The sequence below is a fragment of the Agriterribacter sp. genome, assembly GCF_035445465.1.
In the GTDB taxonomy this organism is placed as follows: Bacteria; Bacteroidota; Bacteroidia; order Chitinophagales; family Chitinophagaceae; genus Agriterribacter.
The window spans coordinates 1-25,936 of record NZ_DAOMQT010000044.1 but is presented as its reverse complement, the minus strand read 5'-3'; the positions used below and the strand labels follow the sequence as shown (position 1 = coordinate 25,936).

Genomic DNA, 25,936 nt, shown 5'->3' with positions numbered 1-25,936 from the left:
TTATTTAAAAGGCCTTGCCGGTTGGAATAATCCTATCCTCCAGTACATTTTCTTTTATCATGTTTTTTAAAATCATTCTTCCATATTCATGCGCCATGCTTTCTGAATTCTCCGGATCAAAAGACTGTGTTTGTGCGGAGTACACCAGCTTTTGATTGCCCATATCATACAGATTGCTTTCCCAGAAATATTTAGTATTGGTAATATAATAGCCTGGTTCATATATCCTGTGGTATAACACGCCCCGGTATCCCCAAAAACGATTATAATAATACCCATACGGAGAATAGTAGATATTACCAGCGACATACTTCCGCTCTTTTTCTTTGTCGAGCAGTACAATGGTAATAACAGCATCAATTCCGCTATCTTTTAATTTTTCAAGAGCCGCGTCCTCATCCATTTTATCAAAAGCCTTCGGTCCATATTCCTCCAAAGAGGATACGGCATTATATCCCAATCTCTTTAAATCTTCCGCAAGGTGAGCTTCCATTTTTTCCTGCAGGGATCGGTCAGATTCGCGGATCAGGCCCAGGACCATTATCTTATTATATTGCTGAGGGATGATATTTTCTGCCTTCCAGGATGAAGTGATCCTTGTTGTACTGCACCCTGTCGCCATCAACGAGAGGGCTATAACCAGCCAATTTATTTTTTTCATAGCGAATTATTTTAACTATGTATAAGTGTGAGGTATACGCATGTGAACCACATGACAATGATTGTCGTCGGCGAAAAAGAAGATTATTTATCTTTCTCATCATCCAGTCAAATTTTATAGATGTATCTTCATAAAATACCACCTGGCACCTGTGATAGTACCTGCAAAGGAACACATGCCCATGATTTGTCGCAACTAACCAAGCGCAATCAGAGTTGCCATTTTAATGTTCCAATAACAGCTTTCACTTTCACTATAAATTTTCTGACAAACCCCGCCATACAGGATAGCGGGGTTTTAAGCCATACAGTAGCTGACTTATTTTACAGCGATATGCTTCGCTGCTGACTTTTTTGCTTCCTCTTTGCGAGGTAAAGAAATTCTCAAGACACCGTCTTCGTACCTGGCTTCAATCTTTTCCTTGTTGATTTCTTCCGGCAGGCTAAAGCTGCGGCTGAAAGATGAGTAGTTGTACTCTTTGCGCGTAAATTTCTTGTCTTTTTCCTCTTTGGTATCTTCCTTTTCTGAACTGACAGTAATCATGTTACCATCCACATTGATCTTAAAATCATCTTTTTTCAATCCCGGCGCTGCCAATGATACCAGGTATTCATCTTTTCCTTCCGTAATATTCACAGAGGGAACATTCATTATTCGACCCCATGAGCTACCCTTATCAAACCACTCGTTCCACGGTTTGAAAAAATCATCAAATACTGACGGCGTTCTTTCGCCTGATTTAGTTAATGCTTGTGTGCCCATATAGCCTCCTTGTTTTTTTAAAATTGAAAGAATGATTATTTATCTGTAAATGTATCTTTAACAATGCTTGGAATCAAGAACTTTGATCAGCTTAATCAATGACGTTGGTCAGGATTTCTTTGCACATAAGAATCTGCAAGAAATCCACTCCACCTGCATAGGTTTTTAAAAGTTGACGAATACCGGGCTCCATACAGAAGTAAGCGACTTTTTTTGAAAGTCGGTATTGATATTGTAAGGGAAACTAAAGGAAAAATTCATGGTAAGAAAAATTAATAGATCACAATTTGCTTGACTACACCAGATTGAAAAGGGTGCTGGTTTTTAGGTACGTGCAGGCGTAGAATTCCATGTTTGTATTCTGCACTGGTAAACTCACTATCAGCATTTAAGGGCAATAATATATGCCGTTCAGTGCACTTAGCATCAAATTCATGTATCTGCAATTTCTTCTTCAGTTCGCTGTGTTTGTGAAGTACTACTATCGACAGGGTATTATCTTTTATGTGAATAAAAAGATCTTCACGTTTTGCACCGGGTATTATCACCTCGATCTTAAAGCAATCGTCCAATTCTTCCATATTTATCAATGGCAGGACGCCGAAATTGCCACTGGAAACTTTTAACTCATTCATTAGAGCTTCAGTTTCGGGCAGCAGCGTGTATTCGCCGGGATAAACTGAACATTCTTTTGCATGTGTCATATTTTCTTTCACCAGGATTTCATTTAGTTTAATGAAAGTATAAGGCCTGCTTACTTGATTTACTGACGGCAATAATAGCCATCAATGAGTGGTGTTAAGTTAACTGTACTTTGACGGCTCTTGATCTGCTGTGATCTATGGGCTTTTGGCCTTCAGGTTTATAAAGAATCATGCCTTTAAAAATCGGTTCCGTATAAAATTGCGGGACCCCCTTTTTCACGACTTTCCTTTCAATATTACGGCAAATTTGAAGAGGTAAGCTTTTATACATAAATAATGGTTTCTGGTAGTACGAATTTCGGCTGACCATCCAGTCCAAATAATGATGCACATCACTTTTTTGGATGAAGCTGGTCATTGATTGACGTATTCTTTTCTTCGTTTTTTATCAAATACCTGAAAAAAAGCCACCTTCAAAAGATCAGCAGTAATCGTATAAGTAAGCAGAATGAGGACAATGGCGATTAGTTGCTGTACATGAGCAATGGATAATCCTAATAAACCGGCCAAAGGTGAAAAAGGCAGGTACAGAGTTACGCAAAAAGCCGCGATGCCTGTAATAAGTAATAACTTTCCGGGCTTGCTCTTTATAAAAGATTTTCTTGTACGGATAATAAATAGAATCAGCAATTCAGTCAGCACCGATTCCAGAAACCACCCGGTTTGGAAAGAAGACCCTGAAAAATGAAAATAAAAATAGAGCACATAGAAAGTGATAAAATCAAAAACAGAACTATGCAGACCAAAAACAATCATAAACCAGCGGATCGTTTTCAAGTTCCATTTCCCTGGCCTAACTACCTGCTCATCATCAACATGATCGGAGGCAATCGCAAGAAAGGGCAAATCAGTAATAAGATTAGTAAGCAGAATCTGCTTGGGAAGCATGGGCAGAAAAGGCAGAAACAGGGAAGCTCCGGCAACACTGAACATATTCCCGAAAGTTGCTCCAGTGGTGATAAAGATATATTTCATGGAATTTGTAAAGCATTTCCGCCCTTCATAAATTCCCTTAGCCAGTACAGACAAGTCTTTTTCCAGTAAAACAAAATCGGCTGCTTCTTTCGCTATATCCACTGCATTATTGGTAGATATCCCTACATCAGCGGCATTAATAGCAGCCACATCATTGATGCCATCTCCAATGTAAGCCACTGCAAGATTGGATTTTTGAAGAGCTTTAATGATAAGCTCCTTTTGTTGCGGCTCAATCTCAGCAAAAATATCGGTGGTCTTTGCTTTTACCACCAGGGCTTCAGGATAAAGTTTTCTCATTTCTTCACCCGTCAACATCACAGCGTCTTTCATGCCAATCTTTTGTGCTGCATGAGCAGCTGCAAACCTGTTATCGCCTGTAATGACTTTTATATTAATATTCAATTCTTCCAGCCTCCCGATAGCCGCAGGTGTACCTTCTTTCAAAGGGTCTTCCAGCAAAATAAAACCAAGAAACACCATTTGCTCTTCGTCTTCTCTTTTGATCGTACCAACCTGTAATTCCTTATAAGCGAGACCGAGCACTCTGTATCCTTCCCGGCTCCAGGCAATAAAACTGTTCGTAATCTGCGTGTTCATTTCCTTGGTAATAAATTCGCGGTTCCCGTCTTCCGATTCAATATGATCGCAGATGTTCAGCACATTACTGAAAGCACCTTTCGTAACAAAAAAATACCGCGCATCCTTGCGGACAGCTATGCTTATTCTTTTCCGGATAAAATCATAGGGAATTTCGTCTGTCTTTTCATATTCGTCTGTAGGAATATTTAATGAAGCAATTGCCTGGTCAATAGGATTTGTGAACCCGTTTTGCAGTACTGCGTTTAAAAATGCATATAGTCTGATCCTTTTGTTGGTTTTTCCCTGTATGTTTACAATATCCTTTACCCTTACATTCCCTTCTGTAATGGTTCCCGTTTTATCTGTACAAAGAACATTTACTTCGCCAAAATTGAACACAGAAGAGAGCTTTTTGACGATTACTTTTTTCTTCATTAATCTTTTTGCTCCTATCGACATAGCAAAGGTCATAATAGCGGGCAATAGTTCAGGCGCCATTCCTACGGCCAGGGCAAGCGAAAACAGCACGGAATCAAAAAACGGTTTATGGAAATAAAGATTGGCAACCAGGACAATAACAGATAAGATCACTGTGATTTTAAGCAGGAAAATACCGAATCGCCTGATCCCTCTTTCGAAAGCGGTCTCCGGGATTTGTGCAAGGCTTTGGGTCATGCGTCCAAAAATTGTTCGCTTGCCTGTTTGCACAGCCATTGCCGTTGCGGTGCCACTAATCACATTTGTACCGTGCCACAAACAGTTATACCTCTTGCTTAACGACAAATTCTCTTCAGCCTCGCCAGCCTTTTTTTCAACAGGATATGATTCACCAGTCAGGGAACTTTCGTTTACATGTAATTCATTGCTTTCAATGATCCGGCAATCTGCCGGGATCATATCTCCGGCATTGAAACAAAGCACATCTCCGACCACTATCTGTGCCGTCAGCAATTGAATTTGTTTGCCTTCCCGCAATACAGTGTGCTTCATTTCTATCAATTTCTGCAATTGCTCGATGGCCTTACCCGCTTTTAACTCCTGCCAGAAACCCAGCAGGCAGGTTGCGAGCAAAATGAAAAGGATAATGAAACTGTCCGGGTATTCGCCTAACACAATGGAAAGAATGATAGCAATGACAAGTAGCAGTACCAACGGACTTGAAAATTGCCGCAACAATAATTTCAACCCCTTATTTAACCTGTTTTCAGGATGAAACAATTTTGCCTGTCCTTTCATCCTTTCGGCAGCTATAGCATCAGGCAAACCTTTTGGGGAGGATTGAAGCTGAATATATAACTGCTCAAGAGATGATGAGGAGATGTCCAGATCTGACATTGAGTAGTAAGCGTTTTAAGGAGATTATTATCCTGACCTGTCCTCTATCTTGTTCATACTTTTAATAAAGCGAACACCTATCACGAAAGTAATAGATGAATCCATCAGATTGGCGCTAACGTGGTATACTTCAAACCTTACCTTCCGTAGGAGGTACCTGCCATCTTTTTAACCCGGGCAGCATATTAATTGACTGTTGAATGATATGATCTGGCAGGCGCTGCTTTCCCATTTCAGTTCTCGCTATTTCTTTCATTCGCTCCAGTGTCATATCAGGATCAGTGAATGCACCATTCTGGTAGCAGTACTTACAATACATGTTGCTTTTTGAGCCGTCTTTCTCAGTTCCACGATCTTTCATATTATCAATTGGGAACGTGCAACTCTGGCAAAATTTTTGGGATTCCATATTAAAATGCTTTATGTTTAACAATATATTTGTTCATGTATCTGTGAGAGTCGCAAACGACCTGTTTTCAGTTTTTTCCCCGGTAATAGCTGGTATATTCATAGGCCGTTTACCCAGAATTCCTTCAAGATCTTCTTTGAATATGGTTTCTTTCTTCAGTAACAATTCAGCTACCCGGGTTAATGATCCCTTGTTTTGTTGCAGGATCTCTTTGCTCCGCTGGTAAGCATCATTTACCAGTTTTCTAACCTCTTCATCAATAAGTTTACCGGTTTCCTCGCTAAAAGGCTTTTGAATACCCATGTCTCTCTGCCCGGTCGAATCATAATAGCTGACGTTGCCAATCTTTTTATTAAAGCCGTAATACACTACCATCATATACGCATCCTTTGTTGCTTTTTCCAGGTCATCCAATGCGCCTGAAGAGACTTCCCCGAATATTACCTCTTCAGCTGCCCTGCCTGCTAATGTTGCGCATAAATATTCCGTAAACACAGATTCGCTCCGCAATTGTTTTTCTTCCGGCAAATACCAGGCAGCTCCCAGCAGCTTGCCTCTTGGAATGATGGAGACTTTTATCAAGGGGTCAATATGACTTAATAACCAACTCACTACTGCATGCCCGGCTTCATGGTAAGCGATTATTTTTTTCTCTTCGGGTGAAATGATCTTACTCTTTTTTTCCAGGCCTGCAACCACTCTGTCAATAGCATCCAGAAAATCCTGCCTGGTTATTTTTTCTTTTTTCTTCCGGGCGGCAATCAATGCTGATTCATTACAGATATTGGCAATATCCGCGCCCGAGAAACCTGGGGTTTGCGCGGCAAGGAAATGTGGGTCAATAGTGTTGTCTGCTATCAGCGGCCGCAGGTGTACTTTAAATATCTCTTCTCTTTCCTTCATATTGGGAAGTTCTAAATAAATATGCCTGTCAAATCTTCCGGGACGAAGTAAAGCCGGATCCAGCATATCAGCCCTGTTTGTAGCTGCCAACACGATTACACCGGTATTGGTACCAAAACCGTCCATCTCTGTCAACAACTGATTGAGGGTGCTTTCTCTTTCGTCATTTGCACCACCCAGCAAAGCTCCTTTACCCCTTGACCTTCCGATAGCATCGATCTCATCTATAAAAACGATACACGGCGCCCTCTCCTTGGCTTTCTTAAAAAGATCCCGTACCCTCGACGCACCCACCCCTACAAACATTTCAACAAATTCAGAACCCGAAATAGTAAAAAAAGGCACTGCTGCTTCACCTGCTACAGCCTTTGCCAGCAGGGTTTTTCCCGTTCCGGGTGGACCAACCAGGATCACTCCCTTAGGAATTTTCGCACCAAGCCTGGTAAACGATCCCGGAGATTTAAGAAAGTCGACAATCTCCTTTACTTCCATTTCTGCTTCTTCCAGGCCTGCAACGTCATCAAAAGTAATATTGCTTTTTTCTTTTTCAATCAGTATGGCATTTGACCTTCCGAAATTAAAGACAGATGAACTGCCTGCTCCTGGCCCTCCTGCACCAATCGATTTTCGCAGGAAATAGTTCCATAGTAAGAACAGTAAAGCAAAGGGTATCAACCAGCCAGCTATAGTCCACAACTCATTGCCTGTTTTCTTATAGTTCACAGGAATCATTTCGCCTGGCGGAGTATCTTTCTCTGCTTGCTCCAGTTTGTGTTCAAACGCGTCTACTGACCCTATATTAAAATAATAATGGGGCCCGGTGCCAGTGCCTTTACCGATGGCAGGCTTGAAAACCTCTTTAAAGATTGTGTCATTTGCAAAACTGCTTTTAATGTATACTTCCGCTTTTTCGCTATTGACAATCACAATTTTTTCAACTGCCTTGCGATCAAGCATGGCCGTTTTAAATTGCTGCCAGTTGATTTCTTCTGGTGAGGAAAAATTGTTTACCAAATAAGGGACAAACAACACTGCCAGTAGCAACGGGTATATCCACCACCACTGAGGTCTTTTTTTAAAAGTACTGGCATTTTTAGAATTTTTCCTACCAGGGTTATTATCGGCATTATTCACTCAGCAAAGTTTACGTGCCATATTGGTTGAATAAATGATGAATGTCAGTAAGAGCAATGATTTTTTCATTAGCTTTCCTGTCCAGGATGTTTTCAAGGCTTATTACACCTGGCGCAGCCCATGCAGCGCTCTCTGCATCCTCTTTTTCGGCAAATGAACGGAGCTGTCCGCGAAGGATGACTTTGCCAAATAGGTTTCCCATTTCAGTTCATCCATGACATCTTTTTGAATTTGACTATCACTTTTCATTACCCTGCTTTTCTCAATTCTCTTAACTTGTCCAGGTAGTACATCACTTCTTCATCACTCACCTGGACGAAATCTTCATAAAAAGCTCCCACACCGTGGAATTCTTCTGGGATGATTACCGCTACTATCTCATCCACTTCTTTCGATAATTTCCGGACGGCGCTCTGCGTTGCCACCGGAACACCGATAATAATTTTTCCCGGCTTGTTTTTCCGCAACACATAAACGGTACCCAGGATGGTATTACCTGTTGCAATGCCATCGTCAATTATGATCAAAGTCTTCCCCTCCAATTCCTCCGGATCCTGATCACCCATAAACCTCTTATACATCTCTTTCAACCTGGTACGGATATCCTTCAATTCCTGCTGAATGTATTCCTCGGAGACCTCCTCGTGGGGTACAATGAAATAATCTGTAAGGCTTGCTGCACCGATAGCATATTCTTTGTTCATGGGATGACCAACCTTTTTGGTGAGAATGACTTCTATAGGAAATCCTAATTCCCTCGCTACTGCATAAGCAACAGGTACACCGCCACGTGGTACGGCCAGTACCACCGCAGGATCATTCTGATATTTCTTCAGTTTGGCTGCCAGCAACAAACCTGCTTCTATTCTGTCTTTAAACATTTAATACGTTTTAAGACCGTTTTTAATTGCAGCGAGCCGGCCTGGTTGATCCATTCCTTCAGGTTGTGCGTTAACTGAATTTCAGCTGCGGTGAATTTGCTGACTTCATAATTGAGGAGGTGATGAAGGGTGGTAATAGTGCAGTAGTTCTCTTCCATATTATTTTTTTTGCAGTTGTAAATGTACCGGGGGCGATATGCTTTAAAAAATGACGACCATCAAAAGCAGCCCTGACAATAGTCATTGTTTTGTGGCATTGAATGAATTTCCTTTGGAAAAATCGTTAATCAGAAATCAGTTTGTTCATGGGCAGCAGGTATTTTACAAAACATCCACCTGTAAATGAAAGGGAGGTCGTTAGTGCCATTAAACAATGGTCGTACCCGTTAAAAAGCAAGGCAGACCTGAAACCACTTTTTGACTGCATCGGTGATTCACGGATAGTGATGCTCGGGGAAGCAACTCATGGCACACACGAATATTATCGGTGGAGAACATACATTACCCGCAAACTGGTTGAAGAAAAAGGATTCAATTTTATTGCCGTAGAAGGCGATTGGCCAGATTGTTACCGGCTCAACCGCTTTGTGAAGGGCTATGATGCAGATAACAAAAGCGCTTTCCACGTATTGCATGCATTTGACCGCTGGCCTACCTGGATGTGGGCCAATTGGGAGATACTGGCGCTGTCCGACTGGATGCAGCAACACAACAAGCGAGTGCCCGCAAACAAGAAAGCCGGGTTTTACGGACTGGATGTTTATAGTCTTTGGGAAAGCATGGATAGCATCATGCAATACCTGAAAAAGACTGATCCCGCTGCTTTGAAAATAGCCGAGGAAGCGTTCCGCTGCTTTGAACCCTACGGGAAGGATGAGGGGCGTTCTTACGCACAATCCACCCTGTTCGTTCCTGAAGCATGTCAGCAGGAAGTAGTTCAATTGCTGAAAGAAATACAACATAACCTACCCCGGTATAATACCGACCATGAAAATGTTTTTAGCGCCGAACAAAATGCTTTGATCGCAGTGAACGCAGAAAAATATTATCGCGCTATGGTCAGGGGCGGTCCGCATAGCTGGAACATTCGTGACCGGCATATGGGCGATACCCTTGAGCGGCTGCTGACCTTCCATGGTGAAAACGCAAAAGCGATCGTGTGGGCGCATAATACCCATGTAGGCGATGCCAGGGCTACGGACATGGCAGACGAAGGCATGTTCAACATAGGAGAGCTGGCCCGTTTGCAGCATCATGATAAAGGAGTGGTATTAGTTGGTTTTGGCTCCTACAAAGGTACAGTAACTGCAGGGCGGAATTGGGGCGCTGCGATGCAAAGCATGATGATGCCTGAAGCAAGGAAAGGCAGTTGGGAATACCTGTTGCACGAAGCCGGTAAGGAAAACAAATTATTACTGATGAACGATTTTGCTGCTAACGATACGATGATGGAGAATCGTATCGGCCACCGGGCTATCGGGGTAGTATATAACCCGCAATATGAACAATACGGGAACTATGTTCCTACTATTTTACCACTTCGCTATGATGCCTTCATTTACATAAACGAAACCAATGCATTGTATCCGCTTCACATGGAACCCGATGGGCACCAGATGCCGGAGACTTACCCTTTTGGAGTATAAAAATCAATTAAAACTAAAATAATAAAATGGCAAAGACAAATAAGGCCAATAGGCGGTCAAAAATTCCACCGGCGGAAATAAACCAGGAGTTGAGAGTGATAGTTGATGAAGCAGGGGAACCTGTTATTTCTGATGATGATCCCGACATTATACCATCGCCTGAAGAAGAATTGGAAGCGATGCCTCCTTACGAACCGCCTCCTCCCGCAGAAGGGCCTTAATCCATAACCATAGGTCACCACACCTTGATACCGAAACTGCAAGCGCAACTAGCTTAAACTCCTGAAAGCTGCGCACAGTGGACAGGCGGGCTTTTTTTTCTTATCCGGCAGTGCTATATCCGCTACAAATAAAACAGCGTCCCGGCCTGATCCATCCCGGATAGCCTTTTTCCGGATAGCATAACCGGGCGCATAGTCATTTGTGATTACGCCGGGAGCAACAATTTTGTTTCCTATTCCTGTAAAGCCATCATTATGGGCAATAATAGCTGCCGGCATGCAGGTGACAACAGTCATTATACTTAATGCCACACATCATGTGTTATCACTTACTAACAGACTATTTTTATGGGCAAATGATTTATATGGCTGCAAACGTTCCTGATCATAACACCATGGAAGTTTTTAAAAGAGAAGCACCCGCTGTGGCGGATGCCTTCGAGGGGCTTATCAGCTCTCTTGTGGCTTCGAAAGGACTGAACGAAAAAATAAAACAGTTAATTTATATTTCACTAAAAGCGGCAGCCGGGGAAAGTACGGCTGTTCACTTTCATGTTGCTATGGCTAAAAATGCCGGCGCTAAAAAAGAAGAGGTGGTTGATGCGATCCTGATGACCTTAACCGTTTCCGGCATTACCGGTGTGGCAACGTGTTTGCCGGATGCGGTATCACAATTTGAATAAATATTCACGTCTTTAAACAGAAAATATGAACAGGTTGGAAAATAAAGTGGCTATTGTAACAGGCGCTGCCGGAGGCATGGGAGCAGCGATCGCGAAGTTGTTTGCCACGGAAGGCGCAAAAGTGATGGCAACGGATATCCAGGAAGAAAAACTTAAAGAATGGGTCCTTGCTGCCCGTAAAGAAGGTCTGCCGGTTGAATTTGAAACACATGACGTCTGTTCAGAAAAAGACTGGCAAAAAGTAATCAATAAAACGGTGTCTCTGTTTGGAAAAATCAATATACTTATCAATAATGCCGGTGTTTACCCGGTGGGCGCTACTAGCGAGACAACCACAACGGCGGATTGGGAAAGGATAATAGGTATCAATGCTACCGGACCTTTTACCGGCAGCCGGTTGTGTGTGCCCTATTTTCGATCGGCAGGTGGCGGCTCTGTGGTCCACATCTCTTCTATTGCCGGACTGGTAGGCGGTAACGGGCCTGCATATACGGCGTCAAAAGGAGCGTTGCGTTTGCTCACAAAAGACCAGGCGGTGGAACTGGCTAAAGACAATATCCGTGTTAACTCTATTCATCCGGGAGGGGTACTTACACCGATGACCGAATTTTTGATTTCTACGCCGGGTTCCGAAGACCTCTTAAAAAATATGTGCCCCCTTGGGCGCATCGGCACTGCCATGGAAATCGCCTATGGAGCCCTGTATCTCGCCAGCGATGAAGCCTCCTACACCACCGGCGCTGAACTGGTAATAGACGGAGGATTAACAGCAAGATGATAACAAAAGACCCATGAAGAGCGCTACAAAATTATGGTACTTTAAATTCACCTGTCCACTTACCATCATTGCCCGCAGATATTCGGGTTCAGAGCAGGCAAATTTTGATATTTTCTTCCCGAGTGGCTCGCCAGGTATACAAAACTTATTTATACCACTATCATGGTTATAATCGTCATTCTCACCGTCTTTCGCCTTCTGAAGTAATTGGCATGATAACAATAATGCAACATACGCCTGAAAAGCAGCCCCGGGGTGTAAAAAAAAGACTTTAAACCGGCGGTTGAGGGCAATGAATCAAATAATTTTTGCTACATTAACTGTCTTTGCTTTAACTTCTTGCAATAACAATAAAACAACAGATAACAATATGAGCGAACAGAAGCAAATGGTAGAAAAATATATGGATGGATTTCGTGCAACTGACCATGAAAAAATATTATCGTGCTTAACCGACGAGGTTGTTTGGGAAATGCCCGGTTTTTATCTTCACAATGGCAAAGCTGCGTTCGACAAAGAAATTGAAAACCCTAATGCCGATGGGCATCCTGACATTAAAGTGACCCGGCTTGTAGAGGAAGGAAACATTGTAGTTGCCGAAGGAGCAGTAAAAGCAAAAATGAAAGACGGAAGTAAACTGGATGCGGTTTTTTGTGATGTATTTCACTTTACAAACGGAAAAATAAGCAAGCTGACTTCATATTTAATGTTCAGCAAGCAGCCATGACGGCAAACCTAAACAGAAAAAGTATGCCAACCGCTTGTGCAAGATGACTTTCCTGGCATCCATGTTTTCATGGTTTGATAAATTCATTACCGATAGACCTAAAAATATAAAAAGTTGTAAGTAAATCACTTACAACCTTTTTGATGTGCCCGAGACTGGATTCGAACCAGCACGCCGTTTCCAGCGCTACCACCTCAAGGTAGTGCGTCTACCAGTTTCGCCACCCGGGCTAGGTGTTGCTTTTAAAGCGGCTGCAAATGTAGTGTTTTTTGTAATATGGAAGCGCAGCCGGAACGCATTATTCAAACCGCATGGAGCGAAATTTTTTAAATTCATGAAAAGACCTTTCCACGGGCGACCACGACCATTTGATCATCCTGCCACTATCGTAATCCAGCCTGCAAAAGTTGGCGTTCCATATCGTGCCGCTTTTGGGCGGAATATTGCTTAATGGGCTGAGGAGGGAGTAGGGGAAAAACAATTCTGCGCTCCAGGAACGGATTGCCGAACCCGGCTCCATTGCTCCCCCTTCTATATGCACGCTTTTCTTTACTTTTCTTTCGCCGGAATAGTGCCAGGGCGTCCAGCCATAGGCCCCGCCTTTCAGGTTGGGAATTAATAATACCAGCTCTTTGTTCAACGGGCTGATCTCGTATTCAAAGTATAAGGGTGTTGAGGGGTCAGGATGAAAAAATACTTCAAATACATCGGCGTTGAACAGGTTGTCGAAATCATTTTCAAAGGTGCTGGTAATCTTTTCGTCTTCCCCGCTGAACAATACATATATCCCTTTTGAAGAGTAAAGTACCTTATATTTCGACTCGTATTGTTTGCCGTCATCTATTTGATGAAGGGTTACCCAATTGGTTTTTTGCCATTCTGCATTTTCTCCTTTGCCGGTTATTGTAAAATCGTTACAACGTTTTACCAGCAATGGATCGGCGGCATGACCGGGCTGCTGTGCAAATACATTACAGCAGGAAAAAATAATCAGGAACAGTGTATATGTTTTCATAAAGTATGAGAAGTTACAGGTTTCATGTTACAGGTTTCAGGGGCATCCTTCTTCGGACTTCGGATTTTCTTCTTCGGATTTGAATTTTGAATTTTATTTGGTTCTTGTCATTTGGTTCCTGGTGCTTTTTTCGGGTTACAGGTTCCAGGTTGCAGGATGCAGGGGGCATGCACATCCTCCTTCGGACTTCGGATTTCCTTCTTCGGATTTGAATTTTGCCATTTGAAATTTATTTGTTTTTTGTGATTTGGTTCCTGGTACTTTTTTCGGGTTACAGGTTCCAGGTTGCAGGATGCAGGATGCAGGGGGCATGCACATCCTCCTTCGGACTTCGGATTTCCTTCTTCGGATTTGAATTTTGCCATTTGAAATTTATTTGTTTTTTGTGATTTGGTTCCTGGTACTTTTTTCGGGTTACAGGTTCCAGGTTGCAGGATGCAGGATGCAGGGGGCATGCACATCCTCCTTCGGACTTCGGATTTCCTTCTTCGGATTTGAATTTTGCCATTTGAAATTTATTTGTTTTTTGTCATTTGGTTCCTGGTGCTTTTTTCGGGTTCCAGCTTCCAGGATGCAGGGGGCATGCACACCTTCCTTCGGATTTCGGTTTTCCGGCTTCGGATTTAATATTTGAATTTTATTTGTCTTTTGTGATTTGGTTCTTGATGCTTTGTATTACATTTCCCACATTTTCAGATTTTCAAATTGATCAATGCCTCCCCGTTTCTCTTCCTTCCCAGCCGGTTTTACCCTTTTCGATATACAATTCAGTAACGCTTTTGGATACACGATCATCTACTTCCTCAACCAGTTGTATGCGCAACGGATGTGTAAGCCGTTTTTGCCAGCTCAGTACAGGTGCATAAGGTTGCGTGCCCTTTTCGGTTTCATACAGCAGGTATGCCCATTTTTCCGTAAAAAAATTGCCTTTCATTACCGGTATCATTTGCTGCATGTTGGAAGACAGGAAGCTCAATGATAATGCCCTTGCCCAGTAAATCCACGGGCCGCCGGTGATATAGAAAAACGGATTCAATAATCTTGTCCTGTTTTCTAATCCTGCATTGGAATAATTGAGCTGTATACCGGCAAAGCCCACGCCGGTTTCTTTATTGTAAAAGCTGATCCAGGGCACATCGTCCTGCATTTTTACATCGGTGAGGTCGGGCATTTTGGTTACATCATATTCAATAACCGAATCACGGATCACATCGTACCATGCGGCATGGGTGATCAGTTCACGCTTAAAAACAATCTCGGCATTGCGCAAGGCAAGACTTTGCACCGTTTCGTTGATCCTTAAATTGGTAGTGCTGATGAAATAAGGCTTGCCGGGAAAAAATTCGTACCTAACGGAGGCGTCTACCTGCGGAATTTCGCGCAGGCTGCCCCATACATCGCTGAAGGCAATAACAGGCCCGGCTGATGCCTGCACGTGCTCGGGCGGATCCCAGTCGGAAGTATGCGTCCATGGCACAGGCGGCGTATATATTTCGGGGTTCCAGTGAATGGCGCCGTTGGTTTCCTTGCGGTGATAAAAAGGAAACTGCGGCTTGCTTTTTAAGGTGAGCTGGTCAAAATGGCCCGATTTGGGATGCAATGCAACCGATAAATAATCATTATCTATCTGCAGGCCGGGCGCTTCTCCCTGCACCCGCAGATCGGTAGTATATGTTTTCACCATGGCGTCTTTGTTATCATAAAACACAAAAAACACCCGGCTGCTCCTTGCCGGCACATCGGCTAAAAAGGCAACACGTGCTGTAACGGTAGGCATCCATACCGGCACATCGCGGGTTGGCCTGCCCTCCTTATCCGGCGCTAAATCATCTTCAACCAGGTATTGTTGTATATCATATACCTGCGACGGCACTTCCGTAACGGCATGCGTTTGCGGATCAAAAGCTGCTACCCTTATTTCCCGCTTCAGGTCATGCACTTCGTCGGGATAGAAGGGGAGAAGCACTTCAACCGGTTCCGCCTTCCTGTCTATGCCCGCCGTTTCACTCAATACTACCGATTTGTATTTTTTCCATGCGGTATCATATACCGGCGCCGATGTGGGAGCTGTTATTTTTTTACTAACGGTAAGCAATACATCGTTTTTGGCATGCTGCAATGATTTTTTCATGCGAACCGTTATCTTAACATCGTATTGCTGTCCGGGATTCCATTTTACCCAGCCAATAACAGCGGGGTTCAGGTATAATATATTATCCTGCGAAAGTCCGGAGCCCGAAGGCGGGCGGTTGGTGAGATGCGGATGATGCAGGTCGCCCGGATCATGTTCGGGCCTAAGATCGGTATAGCGCAGCACTTTGCCGTTAACCGCCATTTCAACTTCAATCATGGATGAAGAAGGCAGGTTCAGATCTGCCTTAATATAATAATAAGGAATGCCAGGATTGGGGTAGTTTAATTGGAGGTTTGCCAGCTTCAATGCCTGCGCATTTGCCGTTGTAGATATAGCTGGTAAAAAACTAACGAGCAATATTGACCTGAGGAATAAGCGTTTCATTGGTTTGAATGATTATCGTACAGTAATTAAATTTCTTTTTCTTAATGCCTTTACACTTTCTTCCCACCCGCCGCCGGCACCCCAGAGATAGTAAGTAAAATACATGGTTGTTTTTTGAATGATGGGTACCCAGGGCTGAAATTCGGTATAATAATAATGCGATTCGCCGTTGCTGGGGTGGTTCATCCACATGTGCAGGAATAAGGGCTGGGTAACAGGGTAGGCGCCAACAAAGCTGATATCCGCTTTGGTATCATACCCGGCATTCCATCCTTCTTTTAAGTTAATCACCCTGCCAAAATATTCTTCCGGCCGCATTCTTACATGCAGCATGCTGTCTTTATCGGGAGCTATAAACACATCTTCCGTTCCATGTGCTTCACCCAGCTCCAGTATGGGCTGCGGACCTATTACATTGGCTTCAGGATTAATGAAGTTCAAAGCAAAACGCACTTCTAACAATGGTGAATTGCCATATAATGTAAAGGTTTTCTCAAGGCGGTTGCCAAAATAATCTGCACTCATGATCACCTGCACATAATCGCCTTCTTTCTGCACCAGCTTCGCGTCATACACCTGGTGCGTTTCCATGCTGGCCTGCCCCAGAAAGTCTTCAAAGCCGCCATAGGGATAAAACCCGTATTTCCTGAACGGACGTTTATCGTCCTCCGGTTTTTCGGGCCATAGCTTAAAGAGCACATTGTCTTTCCTGCTTTTTACAATGTATTCAATTACCCGGGCGCCGGTTGCCAAAAGGGTTACCTGCACGCTGTCGTTTTCGAGCCGGTATTCTTTTATGCCATCTGCATTAAGATCAAGCTCGTATGCATAGGCATGTCCCTCTTTTTTCCCAACGCCCAACTGGCTGGTATAAGCTACACCTAATGCAGATGTCTTAACATCGTAGTCTCCCGGAGGTAATTTCAGGTCAAAAACAGTTTGCTGCCAGGTTCCGGGAGGCGTGCTTATTTTTTGAGTGGCCGAAAAAACAGCTTTACCGGCTTTACCTTTTTCAAATACCTGCACCTGCACGGGAAATGAAGCCTCTGATGAAAAATTATGAATTGTTACCGGGTATTGAACTACAGGCGCGTGGCCATATAATAAACGGTTAACCGAAATAGCCGGCGGCAGATCCAGTACGGCAAGGGTTGATTTTATTTTATTGTTCCATTTGTATTGTATGGTAATAGGATTGGTTTTGTCCATACCCGCTGCCGTGGGCCGTATTTTAAGCGTAATGGTTCTGCTGCTGTTTGCCGGTAAGGCAATAGCTGAAGCAGCCTGGGGTTCCTCCCATGTAACTTCCGGTGGAAGCTGAACATTAAGCGTGCCGGGTATGGCATGATCGTAGTGGTTGGAAAGCGTTACACGCAGCATGTATCCATCTATGGTAGCCTGGAGGTCAAGCCGGTCGCTAAAATATTCTTCCGGGAAAACCCTGTCTAATAAAAGCATTTGCAAAGCATTCCTGAACATGGCAGGTCCCATCATGTTGCCTTCTGCCAGCACGGCAACAGCCCTTCTTTGTAAAATGGCTTCCCACATTTTTTCCCTGGTAAACGCTTCCCCTTTTTTTATAAACAGCACCATGCTCGACAGCGCATCGCCGATGAGTGGCCCGGTTGCAGCAATAAAAGGAACGTTTTCATTATCAATTTGTTCTTTGTTCCCGGCATTGGCTATATAGCCATCATAATGCCATGCATCATTTTTAGGCGCGTATACCGGCCGGAAAATATAGCCGCCTTTTTGTTGGGCATATTTGATCCAGGCTTCCTGTCCGCCCATATCCTGCACCTGCAGTCCGGCATAATCGCTGCATCCGTAAATGGGTGAAAAGCCAACATCCGTAATAACGGGAGCGCCTGATCTTTTGATCCATCCTTCCAGTTCATCTTTCATCAAAAAATCCATATAGCCGTCAAACACAAACCAGTCATTGCCTTCATTCATGCCCTTTCCTATTACCTCCAGCGGGTGGCCGGGCGTGCAGGTTACGCTCTTCAATAAGGTTTGAGCGCCAAACCACCCTTTGTGTAAATCGTATTGCTGTACTACTTCCAGGGTGTTGGCGATGAGCTCCTTTAAACGGCTGGCAGATGCTTTGCTCCGGCCGGCAACCACAAATATTTTGTTATTGCCCTTTTCAAGATAATATGCGTTGATCTTTTCAAAGTCTTTTGCATTATACTGGTGACTTTTTAATTTTTCACCCCATGCAGTATCCTTTGCAGGGATATTATGAAATTGATCTGCCACAGCATACGCCGAATCTATAAAGATCAGCACATTTCCCTGCGCTATAGCCTCGTTGATTTGCGCCGCCGAAGGATTTTCTAACATACTGTAGGTTGAGGTTAGCAGTGCATGCATAAATCCTTCCTGCATCCAAAACCCCGGCACATGTAATGCTTCGGCAATGTCAATTTTATTTTGAATAATAGTAGATGCCACATCGGGCACACTCATTTTAAACAGGTTGCCATAGCGGATCCATTTTTTATAATCATCCTGCCAGTGATTGGTATAGCCGTTGAATTGTGTTTTGCTGATGATCGTATTTTGTGTTGCATTCAATGTATTTCGGTATTGGTACCCGTTGAGCTGCTGGGCAGTTGCGGCAGGACAAACAGCGTTACTGAAAATGATAAATGCCAGGGAAAATAAGATTAGATTGCTCATATACAAATCTGTTTGGGGTGATGATCAGGTTGTGGCGGGTTAACCGTGTTCACAAGGCATCGCCTAATCAGGGATAGCCCTGCACTGTATAAAGTTATTGTTTCTCTTTTACTTTTCAATCCGCACTGTTCTCAATTCGAGCAGGTTTAAGCTATTGGGCCGGAAATCTTTTACATAAGGATGTATTAACCGGACCACCATGTCGTACCACAGCGGAACAACGGGCGCATCGGCAATGATCATTTTATCCATTTGCCTGTACATTTCGTAACGTGTTGAATCATCCTGCTCTAATAATGCTTTTTCATATAATTTGTCGTATGCCGGGTTTTTATAGCGGGTATAGTTAGGCGGCGCCGGGTTGCCGCCATAAAAAACACTGAGATAATTTTCCGCGTCGGGGTAGTCGGCCATCCAGCTTCCGCGGAAGAACAGGGCCTGCGATTTGGCTGTTTGTTCCAGCAATAAGCTCTTCTGCACTACTTCTACCTGCACTTTTACACCGATGTCTTCTAACTGTTTGGCTACAAAGCTTCCCAGCTCCGCGTATATAGGAATAGTAAGCAGTTTAATTTCCGGCAGCCCTTTACCATCAGGGAAGCCTGCCGAATGTAATAATTGCCTTGCTTTGGCAACATCATAATAATAACCTTTGACCTTTGAGCTGTCGTATGCGGGTAATCCTGCCGGCACAAAGCCGCTTTCTGCGGGCGTGCCCAACGAATTGCGCAGGTACATGATCATCTTATGCCTGTTGAAGCCATAATTAATAGCCTGCCGGATGGCTTTAATTTTAAGGGGATGATTTTTCAGCATCGCGTTGGTGGTGTCTGCCAGTATGCCTAAGTATTCGGTATTTAAAAAACTATGCTTGCTCAGCATAACTTTTCCCTGCCACTCTTTTCTCAGTTCACCTTTTTTGGTAAGCACTTCATCCTTAAAGGAGGCATCAATATCATTTATAAAATCGAGGCGCCCCTGTGTGAACTCCAGGAATTCAGTGGCTTTGTTGTCTAAAAATGAAACCTTTATACCGTCTAAGTAGGGCAGGCGCTTACCCACGCTGTCGCGCTCAAAATATTGGTCATTTCTTGCCATAAGCAATACCTGTCCTTCTTCCCAGCGCGTAAACCTGAATGGGCCGGTACCGCAGGGGTTGCGGCTAAAACCCGGTCCGTACTTTTCTATAGCTTCATGCGGCACAACAGAACAGTACTGCATGCTGAGTATGCCCAGTATGGGATGAAAGGGGCGAAGGAGCTTCAGCTGGAACGTGGTATCATTTAATGCCCTGAACCCGCCGGCAGTATCTACCCGGTTATTAAATATCCAGGCGCCGGGCGATGCGGTAGCGGTATGGGCGATGCGCTGAAGACTGTAAGCCACGTCGGCGGCAACCATTTTGCGGCCTTTCCCTCCGGGGAAGGCGATATTGTTGTGAAAATAAACATCGTTTCGTAAAATAAAAGTATAGGTGAGCCTGTCGGCAGATACTTCCCATCGTTTGCATAAAGAGGGTTTGATCTGCAGGTTGTCATCCACTTCCACCAATGTGTTGAACAATTGATGCACCCCCCACATGGTGGCCTGGTTTTTAGCAAAGGCGGGATCAAGGGAACTGATGCCTTCGGGCTGGTTATAGCGGAATATTTTTTTACCCTGGTCTTTTTTTCCGGCGCAGGAAAACAGTATACAACATGGTGCAATGATAGTGAGCAGTCCTATAGTAACTGGCCATTTACTTATCGCACAACACTTACCGCTTACCACTTTGTATATCTTCATTACTGTAATTTAAACGCCCGAATTCATAAAACGTCCTAAATTTAGCTTTTAAAATAAACCGGCGTGCAAAAAATACGATACAGCTTTTTTCTTTTTCTTTTTCTTTTTCACTTTTTCGCAGGAACAGCCCAGCCGCTGCATCAAAAGCAGGAATTTACACATGCCGATACTTTGCGCGGAACCATAACGCCGGAGCGGGCATGGTGGGATGTTACCCATTACGATTTGCAGGTAAATTTCGATTTTAATAAAAGAAGCATTGCCGGGTATAATATCATTTCCTATACCATAGTATCGGACCCGGTTAAAGAAATGCAGATTGATCTGCAACTGGGGTTGGATATTGACAGTGTGGTATATGAAAACAAAAATCTTTCTTTTCGAAGGAACGGGAACGCTTATTTTGTTGCGGTACCCGCTGCTGCTGATAAAGCAAAAACACAAAAGATCGCGGTATATTATCATGGCATACCGCGTCCGGCCCTGCATCCGCCATGGGATGGCGGCATAATATGGAGCAAGGATCAGGAGGGCAATCCCTGGATTACTGTTGCCTGCCAGGGATTGGGTGCCAGTGTGTGGTATCCCTGCAAGGATCACCAAAGTGATGAGCCCGACAGCGCCTCATTGAGCATGATCGTACCCGATACCCTAACGGCAATAGCTAACGGCAGGTTAAGGAACCAAATAAAAAATGGCGATGGTACAGCCACCTATACCTGGGTGGTTACCAACCCAATCAACAGCTACAACATCATTCCATATATAGGAAAATATGCGCACTGGCATGAAGATTATGATGGTGAAAAAGGAAAGCTGGATTGTGATTTTTGGGTGATGGCGTACAACATAGAAAAAGCGAAGGTGCAGTTTAAGCAGGCTTTGCAAATGTTACGTTGCTTTGAGTACTGGTTCGGTCCGTATCCTTTTTATGAAGACGGGTATAAATTAATAGAAGCTCCGCACCTGGGAATGGAACACCAGAGCGCCGTGGCCTATGGTAATGGATTTGCCAATGGCTACAAAGGAACAGACCTTTCGGGAACAGGCTGGGGATTGAAGTGGGATTTTATTATTGTGCATGAAAGCGGCCATGAATGGTTTGGTAACAATATAACTACCAAAGATGTGGCTGATATGTGGGTGCACGAAGGGTTTACCAATTATTCGGAAACCATTTTCACGGACTGTACATACGGCACGGAAGCCGGTAATGATTATGTGATCGGAACCAGAAAAAAGATCCAGAATGATAAGCCTGTTGAAGGTCCATATGGCGTTAACCAGGAGGGATCGGGCGATATGTATTATAAGGGAGGCAACCTGGTGCATATGATCCGGCAGATCATCAATAACGATTCCTCCTTCAGGATGCTGCTTCGCGGTATGAATCAGGCCTTCTATCATCAAACCGTTACCGGTAAGCAAATAGAAGAATACATCAGCAAAACTTCCGGTATTGATTTTTCAAAAGTATTTGATCAGTATGTGCGCACCACCCAGGTGCCGGTACTGGAATATAAAGTAAGCAGTAATAAATTGAGCTACCGCTGGTCAAATTGTGTAAAAGGATTTAATATGCCTTTGAAAATAAATTTTGGTGGCGAAAGATGGATCAGTCCGGGTGAAAAATGGAAGACGCTGAAAATAAAACAAGGAGGAACTGCTGTATTTAGCACAGACCGGAATTTTTATATAAGAACGAAGCAATTATAAGTAATGAAAAGGATCGTACTGCTTGGCGTATTGCTGATAGGTATAGTAAGCCTGTGCTGGTCGGTATACAGGGATATCCAGATAGAGAAGCTTTATCCCAGCGACCTGCGTAACCGCATAGTGGGAGCGAGGTTACAAAAGGATGGCAAAATGCCCTATTTCCATAAATGGAAACCCGCTGACGGATTGAGATACTATGACCCGCAAAACTTTGATACCCTTAAAGTTTCCACCAGCACTGCCAGTCCTTATTTTCACCAGTTGCTGTATCCAATTGCCGATATGGAGCAAAGAACGATCTCCCGTTTATGGATATTCATTCAATATGTTCTGTTGTTTATTATGACGGGCATTGCACTAACGCTAACTGTAACCGCAGTTCAGAAAGTGGCAGTGCTTGCTGTGGCAATTTCTTTTCTTTTTACGGAAGCCTGGATAAAAATAATTGAAACCGGGCAATTGTATTTGTTTATACCGTTTCTGGCCATGGGCTGTTATTTTTTTCTGCAAAAAAAGAAATACACGGCTATGGCTGTTGTGGCAGGCTTTTTTGCTGTTTCGCTGGTGTTGATCCGTCCCAACACCGTATGCATGTTTTTACCTTTTTTATTTATTGTAGGCAGGTACAGCCTGCGTTATAAAATTGCTTTTTTTGTTCCGGTAATATTATTGCTGGGGTATACGGTGGGCAACGGGCGTCAAAGTGCATTATGGAGTGAATATGCTGAAAGTCTTTCGGAACAAATTAAACTTCATCAGAATGTAAGTCCCGCTTCACAACAAAACGAAAAAGACCCCGGATTCGTCTCATGGGAAGGCTGGAACATGGCTGAGGTAGAAGCGGAACTGGCAAAGTCGTCGTATGTGAACTATTCGGAAAACGGGAACTTTTTTGTATTGGTAGAAAACCTGACCGGAATACATCTTTCGCCCGTTTTTTTAAGTATCGCTTCTTTTTTACTGATCTTTATACTAACGGCGTTGTTTTATTTTTTCTGCAGGAAACCGGGTTTTGATATCTGCAATATTGCCATCTTCGGATTTTGCTTATATATGATATCCGATCTTTTTTCTCCCGTTTACCGGCATCAGTACAATACCGTTCAATGGTTTTTTCCTTTATTGCTTGCGGCTTCGGGCTATGTAAAAAATTATAAATGGATATATGCTGCCCTTGTTGCAGGGATAGCCCTTAATATAATCAACACACCTTTTATTAAAATGGAGCACACCATAGGCGAATACATTATTTTCGCGGCTTTGCTGCTCCTGGCGTTTGTATATAACCGCCCGCAGCAGTTGAAAACAAATTTTCATCCTGTTTATTAATTAAAAAGAATGCGATACGCCATTATAATAGGAGCGGGTCCTGCGGGATTAACAGCGGCATATGAACTGCTTACCAAAACAGATATACTTCCTGTTATTATTGAGCAGGACAAGCAACCCGGGGGGCTTTCAAAAACCATTGATCATAACGGAAATAAAATTGATATAGGCGGCCACCGCTTTTTTTCCAAATCTGAAAAAGTGGTGAACTGGTGGCTGCATTTTCTGCCGCTGGAACAGAATAGTGCCGGTGATCACTTTCATATTCAGTATAAGGGCGGCAGCGCATCCTTTATTAATACAAACAAAGGAATTAGCGATGATCGTCGGGTGATGATGCTGCGCCCAAGGAAATCAAGGATTTACTTTAAGAATAAATTTTTCGATTATCCGCTTCAGCTCAGCGGAAGTACATTGCGTAAGCTGGGGTTGTTTAAAACGATGCGTATCGCATATTCCTATGCCTGCGCGAAGCTGTTTCCGGTTAAACCGGAGCAAAATCTTTCGGTTTTTTTTAGAAACCGTTTCGGCGGGGAGCTCTACCGTACTTTTTTTAAAGATTATACGGAAAAGGTTTGGGGGGTACCCTGCGAAAAACTGCCTGCCACATGGGGACAGCAACGGGTAAAAGACCTGAATATCGGCAAAGTAATACAACATGCTGTTAAATCGGTATTCACCAGCAATACAACCATTAGTCAAACAGGCACCAGCACCAGTTTAATTGAACAGTTCATGTACCCGCGGTTTGGCCCAGGGGAAATGTGGGAAACGGTTGCAAAGGAGATAGAGCAGCGCGGTGGGAAAATATATTACCATACAACCGTTACAGCCATTAACGGCGATAGCGGGGGGCAGATACAGTCGGTGGAAGTGACCGACAATGCAACAGGAGCGAAAAAATTATACGAAGGAGAGTATTTTTTCTCAACGATGCCCGTAAAGGAACTGGTGAAAAAGATAAACCATTTGCCTGTTCCCGCGCAGGTGCGCCAGGCTGCTGAATCATTAGAATACCGCGATTTTTTAATTGTGGGCATACTGGCTTCCGCCCTGGCAATAAAAGAAAGGGATGCCGCATTTACCGATAACTGGATATATATACAGGATAAGCATATTAAAGCCGGGCGTATTCAGTTCTTTCATAACTGGAGCCCTTATATGGTTAAAAAGGCCGGCGATATATGGATCGGCGTTGAATATTTTTGTAATGAAACAGACGCGTTCTGGCAGCAGGATGATGCGGCCATTGCCGCTGGGGCCATACAGGAAATGGAGGCTATTGGCATATTGAATGCGCGGCAGGTAAAAGATAAGCTGGTAGTAAAAGTAAAAAAGGCATATCCTTCTTATTTTGGCGGATACGGGAGCTTCAGTGTGGTACAGGAGTTCCTCGATAAAATTGATAACCTGTACCTGGTAGGGAGGAATGGCATGCACCGTTATAATAACAGCGATCACAGCATGCTTACCGCTATGGCAGCAGTAGAAAATATTATAACCGGACGTAAAGACAAAAAGAATATATGGGAGATCAATACCGAAGATGTGTACCACGAAGAACAGGATATTGCGCCGGACAAGTAACTACAGCAAACCTACCTGCTGTGCAGGGAAACGGCGGCAGCGGTTTGATCATCTACCACCCTGCCCGCACTTATTAACCTTTTATGCCAGTAGGTTTCATTGAGGCTGCTGATCATTACCCCACCCGATGACGCGGCATGTACAAATTTGTTATCCTGCAGGTAAATGCCCACATGACTTACCCCGCGGCCACGCGTGTTAAAAAACACCAGATCACCTTCCCGGAGCTCATCTTCACCAATAACAGCGCTGAATACTTTTTGCTCGCTGGCAGTACGCGGAATTTGCAGCCCGTAAATTACCGATATGAGCGTTTGTGTAAAAGCGGAGCAATCCACTCCTCTTTGGGTGGCGCCACCCATACGGTAAGGCGTACCCCACCAGCTTTCAATGAATTTATACAGGTCCCTGTTCGCCAGTCGTTCTACTTCCACATCCATTTTAATGGCATATTTAAATTGCAGCGGACCGCCCTGTTCAATGGTAAAAGCGGGAAATATGTAAGGTTTTGACGATGTATAGTTTTCGGGCATGTATGGAATTTCCTCTTCATGCCGCTTAACCGCCGCCGCAGATCCGTTGGTAGTAATGGTAATATCATTAAGGAATTTTGGGGAACCCTGTTGCCCGTTATTACGGGATGCCGCCGGGGCAGACCTGGATGTTGATTTTAAGCTGCTGCAACTGCTGCCAACAATAGCAATTCCAACCAGCAATAGAAGATAACGCAAACCGTCCAAATTTTAATGTCGCAAAATACCACACAAAAATCGGACCAGCAAGCAATTGGGAGGGAAATATGAGAATGTGATAAATGTGGAAATGTGGGGATGTACAAATTGGGGAATAGGATTAGGCATTTAATTCGTAAAGGCATGAAAGTACTATATAATTTAGTAT

The 25,936-nt window shown here is 43.7% G+C and carries 22 protein-coding genes and 1 tRNA gene; 8 read left to right on the top strand and 15 right to left on the bottom strand.

Features of this window, described 5'->3' with window-relative positions:
• Positions 1-4 precede the first annotated feature (4 nt).
• The 8 genes from PLE34_RS16900 to PLE34_RS16865 form a co-directional block, all read right to left on the bottom strand.
• A complete protein-coding gene (locus PLE34_RS16900; RefSeq protein ID WP_324558870.1) occupies positions 5-661 on the bottom strand; it encodes a hypothetical protein in 657 nt (218 codons plus the stop codon).
• 318 nt (positions 662-979) lie between these two features.
• Positions 980-1,423 carry an Hsp20/alpha crystallin family protein gene (locus PLE34_RS16895; RefSeq protein WP_324558868.1) on the bottom strand — a complete coding sequence of 148 codons (444 nt, stop codon included), beginning with the start codon at positions 1,421-1,423 and terminating at the stop codon, positions 980-982.
• 272 nt (positions 1,424-1,695) lie between these two features.
• Positions 1,696-2,139, bottom strand: coding sequence for an Hsp20/alpha crystallin family protein (locus tag PLE34_RS16890; protein ID WP_324558867.1), 444 nt, complete (start codon positions 2,137-2,139; stop codon positions 1,696-1,698).
• 342 nt (positions 2,140-2,481) lie between these two features.
• Entirely contained in the window at positions 2,482-5,019 is a 2,538-nt protein-coding gene (gene mgtA, locus PLE34_RS16885; protein WP_324558865.1) for a magnesium-translocating P-type ATPase, read from the bottom strand.
• Positions 5,020-5,149: 130 nt separating this feature from the next.
• Complete coding sequence (locus tag PLE34_RS16880) at positions 5,150-5,428, bottom strand: zinc ribbon domain-containing protein (RefSeq protein WP_324558863.1); 279 nt, start codon at positions 5,426-5,428, stop codon at positions 5,150-5,152.
• A 33-nt stretch (positions 5,429-5,461) separates the two neighbouring features.
• Positions 5,462-7,465, bottom strand: a complete 2,004-nt coding sequence (gene ftsH, locus PLE34_RS16875) for an ATP-dependent zinc metalloprotease FtsH (RefSeq protein WP_324558861.1) — start codon at positions 7,463-7,465, stop codon at positions 5,462-5,464.
• A 10-nt stretch (positions 7,466-7,475) separates the two neighbouring features.
• Positions 7,476-7,667: a BON domain-containing protein gene (locus PLE34_RS16870; RefSeq protein ID WP_324558859.1), complete on the bottom strand. Its 192-nt coding sequence runs from the start codon at positions 7,665-7,667 to the stop codon at positions 7,476-7,478.
• Between the two features lie 46 nt (positions 7,668-7,713).
• A complete protein-coding gene (locus PLE34_RS16865) occupies positions 7,714-8,346 on the bottom strand; it encodes a phosphoribosyltransferase (RefSeq protein ID WP_324558857.1) in 633 nt (210 codons plus the stop codon).
• A gap of 305 nt (positions 8,347-8,651) precedes the next feature.
• Here PLE34_RS16865 and PLE34_RS16860 point away from each other — a divergent pair, with 305 nt between their 5' ends.
• Positions 8,652-9,992, top strand: a complete 1,341-nt coding sequence (locus PLE34_RS16860) for an erythromycin esterase family protein (protein ID WP_324558855.1) — start codon at positions 8,652-8,654, stop codon at positions 9,990-9,992.
• A gap of 26 nt (positions 9,993-10,018) precedes the next feature.
• Positions 10,019-10,213, top strand: a complete 195-nt coding sequence (locus PLE34_RS16855) for a hypothetical protein (protein ID WP_324558853.1) — start codon at positions 10,019-10,021, stop codon at positions 10,211-10,213.
• A 48-nt stretch (positions 10,214-10,261) separates the two neighbouring features.
• Here PLE34_RS16855 and PLE34_RS16850 read toward each other — a convergent pair whose 3' ends face one another.
• Complete coding sequence (locus PLE34_RS16850; RefSeq protein WP_324558852.1) at positions 10,262-10,525, bottom strand: hypothetical protein; 264 nt, start codon at positions 10,523-10,525, stop codon at positions 10,262-10,264.
• A 53-nt stretch (positions 10,526-10,578) separates the two neighbouring features.
• Here PLE34_RS16850 and PLE34_RS16845 point away from each other — a divergent pair, with 53 nt between their 5' ends.
• The 3 genes from PLE34_RS16845 (at position 10,579) to PLE34_RS16835 (ending at position 12,401) form a co-directional block, all read left to right on the top strand.
• On the top strand, positions 10,579-10,896 hold the full coding sequence (locus tag PLE34_RS16845) for a carboxymuconolactone decarboxylase family protein (RefSeq protein ID WP_324558850.1): 318 nt from the start codon (positions 10,579-10,581) through the stop codon (positions 10,894-10,896).
• A gap of 25 nt (positions 10,897-10,921) precedes the next feature.
• Positions 10,922-11,674 (top strand): glucose 1-dehydrogenase, encoded by a 753-nt coding sequence (locus PLE34_RS16840; RefSeq protein ID WP_324558848.1) that lies wholly within the window; start codon positions 10,922-10,924, stop codon positions 11,672-11,674.
• Between the two features lie 370 nt (positions 11,675-12,044).
• Entirely contained in the window at positions 12,045-12,401 is a 357-nt protein-coding gene (locus PLE34_RS16835) for a nuclear transport factor 2 family protein (RefSeq protein WP_324558846.1), read from the top strand.
• A 146-nt stretch (positions 12,402-12,547) separates the two neighbouring features.
• Here PLE34_RS16835 and PLE34_RS16830 read toward each other — a convergent pair.
• The 5 genes from PLE34_RS16830 to PLE34_RS16810 all read right to left on the bottom strand — a co-directional run bounded on the left by PLE34_RS16830 (position 12,548) and on the right by PLE34_RS16810 (position 20,404).
• Positions 12,548-12,631, bottom strand: a tRNA-Leu gene (locus PLE34_RS16830).
• 68 nt (positions 12,632-12,699) lie between these two features.
• Positions 12,700-13,416, bottom strand: a complete 717-nt coding sequence (locus PLE34_RS16825; protein WP_324558845.1) for a carbohydrate-binding family 9-like protein — start codon at positions 13,414-13,416, stop codon at positions 12,700-12,702.
• Positions 13,417-14,125: 709 nt separating this feature from the next.
• Positions 14,126-15,934, bottom strand: coding sequence for a hypothetical protein (locus PLE34_RS16820; protein WP_324558843.1), 1,809 nt, complete (start codon positions 15,932-15,934; stop codon positions 14,126-14,128).
• 12 nt (positions 15,935-15,946) lie between these two features.
• On the bottom strand, positions 15,947-18,619 hold the full coding sequence (locus tag PLE34_RS16815) for a COG1470 family protein (RefSeq protein ID WP_324558842.1): 2,673 nt from the start codon (positions 18,617-18,619) through the stop codon (positions 15,947-15,949).
• A 108-nt stretch (positions 18,620-18,727) separates the two neighbouring features.
• The gene (locus tag PLE34_RS16810; RefSeq protein ID WP_324558840.1) at positions 18,728-20,404 is read right to left on the bottom strand and encodes an ABC transporter substrate-binding protein; all 1,677 of its coding nucleotides are present in this window, start codon (positions 20,402-20,404) and stop codon (positions 18,728-18,730) included.
• A 63-nt stretch (positions 20,405-20,467) separates the two neighbouring features.
• Between PLE34_RS16810 and PLE34_RS16805 the strand changes: the two genes are divergently transcribed.
• Genes PLE34_RS16805 through PLE34_RS16795 form a run of 3 tightly spaced genes read left to right on the top strand, consistent with a single transcriptional unit; the run spans position 20,468 to position 25,036 of the window.
• Positions 20,468-22,120: a M1 family metallopeptidase gene (locus PLE34_RS16805; protein ID WP_324558838.1), complete on the top strand. Its 1,653-nt coding sequence runs from the start codon at positions 20,468-20,470 to the stop codon at positions 22,118-22,120.
• A 3-nt stretch (positions 22,121-22,123) separates the two neighbouring features.
• Positions 22,124-23,449, top strand: coding sequence for a glycosyltransferase 87 family protein (locus PLE34_RS16800; protein ID WP_324558836.1), 1,326 nt, complete (start codon positions 22,124-22,126; stop codon positions 23,447-23,449).
• A 9-nt stretch (positions 23,450-23,458) separates the two neighbouring features.
• Positions 23,459-25,036: an NAD(P)/FAD-dependent oxidoreductase gene (locus PLE34_RS16795; protein ID WP_324558834.1), complete on the top strand. Its 1,578-nt coding sequence runs from the start codon at positions 23,459-23,461 to the stop codon at positions 25,034-25,036.
• Between the two features lie 11 nt (positions 25,037-25,047).
• On the opposite strand, the gene PLE34_RS16790 is transcribed toward PLE34_RS16795, so the two are convergent.
• Positions 25,048-25,767, bottom strand: a complete 720-nt coding sequence (locus tag PLE34_RS16790; RefSeq protein ID WP_324558832.1) for a C40 family peptidase — start codon at positions 25,765-25,767, stop codon at positions 25,048-25,050.
• Positions 25,768-25,936 lie beyond the last annotated feature (169 nt).

Excerpts from the sequence above, each read along its gene's own strand:
- PLE34_RS16825 (WP_324558845.1), bottom strand. The coding sequence starts at position 13,416 with ATGAAAACATATACACTGTTCCTGATTATTTTTTCCTGCTGTAATGTA.
- PLE34_RS16895 (WP_324558868.1), bottom strand. The coding sequence starts at position 1,423 with ATGGGCACACAAGCATTAACTAAATCAGGCGAAAGAACGCCGTCAGTA.
- PLE34_RS16840 (WP_324558848.1), top strand. The coding sequence starts at position 10,922 with ATGAACAGGTTGGAAAATAAAGTGGCTATTGTAACAGGCGCTGCCGGA.
- mgtA (WP_324558865.1), bottom strand. The coding sequence starts at position 5,019 with ATGTCAGATCTGGACATCTCCTCATCATCTCTTGAGCAGTTATATATT.
- PLE34_RS16855 (WP_324558853.1), top strand. The coding sequence starts at position 10,019 with ATGGCAAAGACAAATAAGGCCAATAGGCGGTCAAAAATTCCACCGGCG.
- PLE34_RS16845 (WP_324558850.1), top strand. The coding sequence starts at position 10,579 with ATGGCTGCAAACGTTCCTGATCATAACACCATGGAAGTTTTTAAAAGA.
- PLE34_RS16870 (WP_324558859.1), bottom strand. The coding sequence starts at position 7,667 with ATGGGAAACCTATTTGGCAAAGTCATCCTTCGCGGACAGCTCCGTTCA.
- PLE34_RS16810 (WP_324558840.1), bottom strand. The coding sequence starts at position 20,404 with ATGAAGATATACAAAGTGGTAAGCGGTAAGTGTTGTGCGATAAGTAAA.
- PLE34_RS16880 (WP_324558863.1), bottom strand. The coding sequence starts at position 5,428 with ATGGAATCCCAAAAATTTTGCCAGAGTTGCACGTTCCCAATTGATAAT.
- PLE34_RS16820 (WP_324558843.1), bottom strand. The coding sequence starts at position 15,934 with ATGAAACGCTTATTCCTCAGGTCAATATTGCTCGTTAGTTTTTTACCA.
- PLE34_RS16860 (WP_324558855.1), top strand. The coding sequence starts at position 8,652 with ATGGGCAGCAGGTATTTTACAAAACATCCACCTGTAAATGAAAGGGAG.
- PLE34_RS16900 (WP_324558870.1), bottom strand. The coding sequence starts at position 661 with ATGAAAAAAATAAATTGGCTGGTTATAGCCCTCTCGTTGATGGCGACA.
- PLE34_RS16795 (WP_324558834.1), top strand. The coding sequence starts at position 23,459 with ATGCGATACGCCATTATAATAGGAGCGGGTCCTGCGGGATTAACAGCG.
- PLE34_RS16815 (WP_324558842.1), bottom strand. The coding sequence starts at position 18,619 with ATGAGCAATCTAATCTTATTTTCCCTGGCATTTATCATTTTCAGTAAC.
- PLE34_RS16835 (WP_324558846.1), top strand. The coding sequence starts at position 12,045 with ATGAGCGAACAGAAGCAAATGGTAGAAAAATATATGGATGGATTTCGT.
- PLE34_RS16800 (WP_324558836.1), top strand. The coding sequence starts at position 22,124 with ATGAAAAGGATCGTACTGCTTGGCGTATTGCTGATAGGTATAGTAAGC.
- PLE34_RS16865 (WP_324558857.1), bottom strand. The coding sequence starts at position 8,346 with ATGTTTAAAGACAGAATAGAAGCAGGTTTGTTGCTGGCAGCCAAACTG.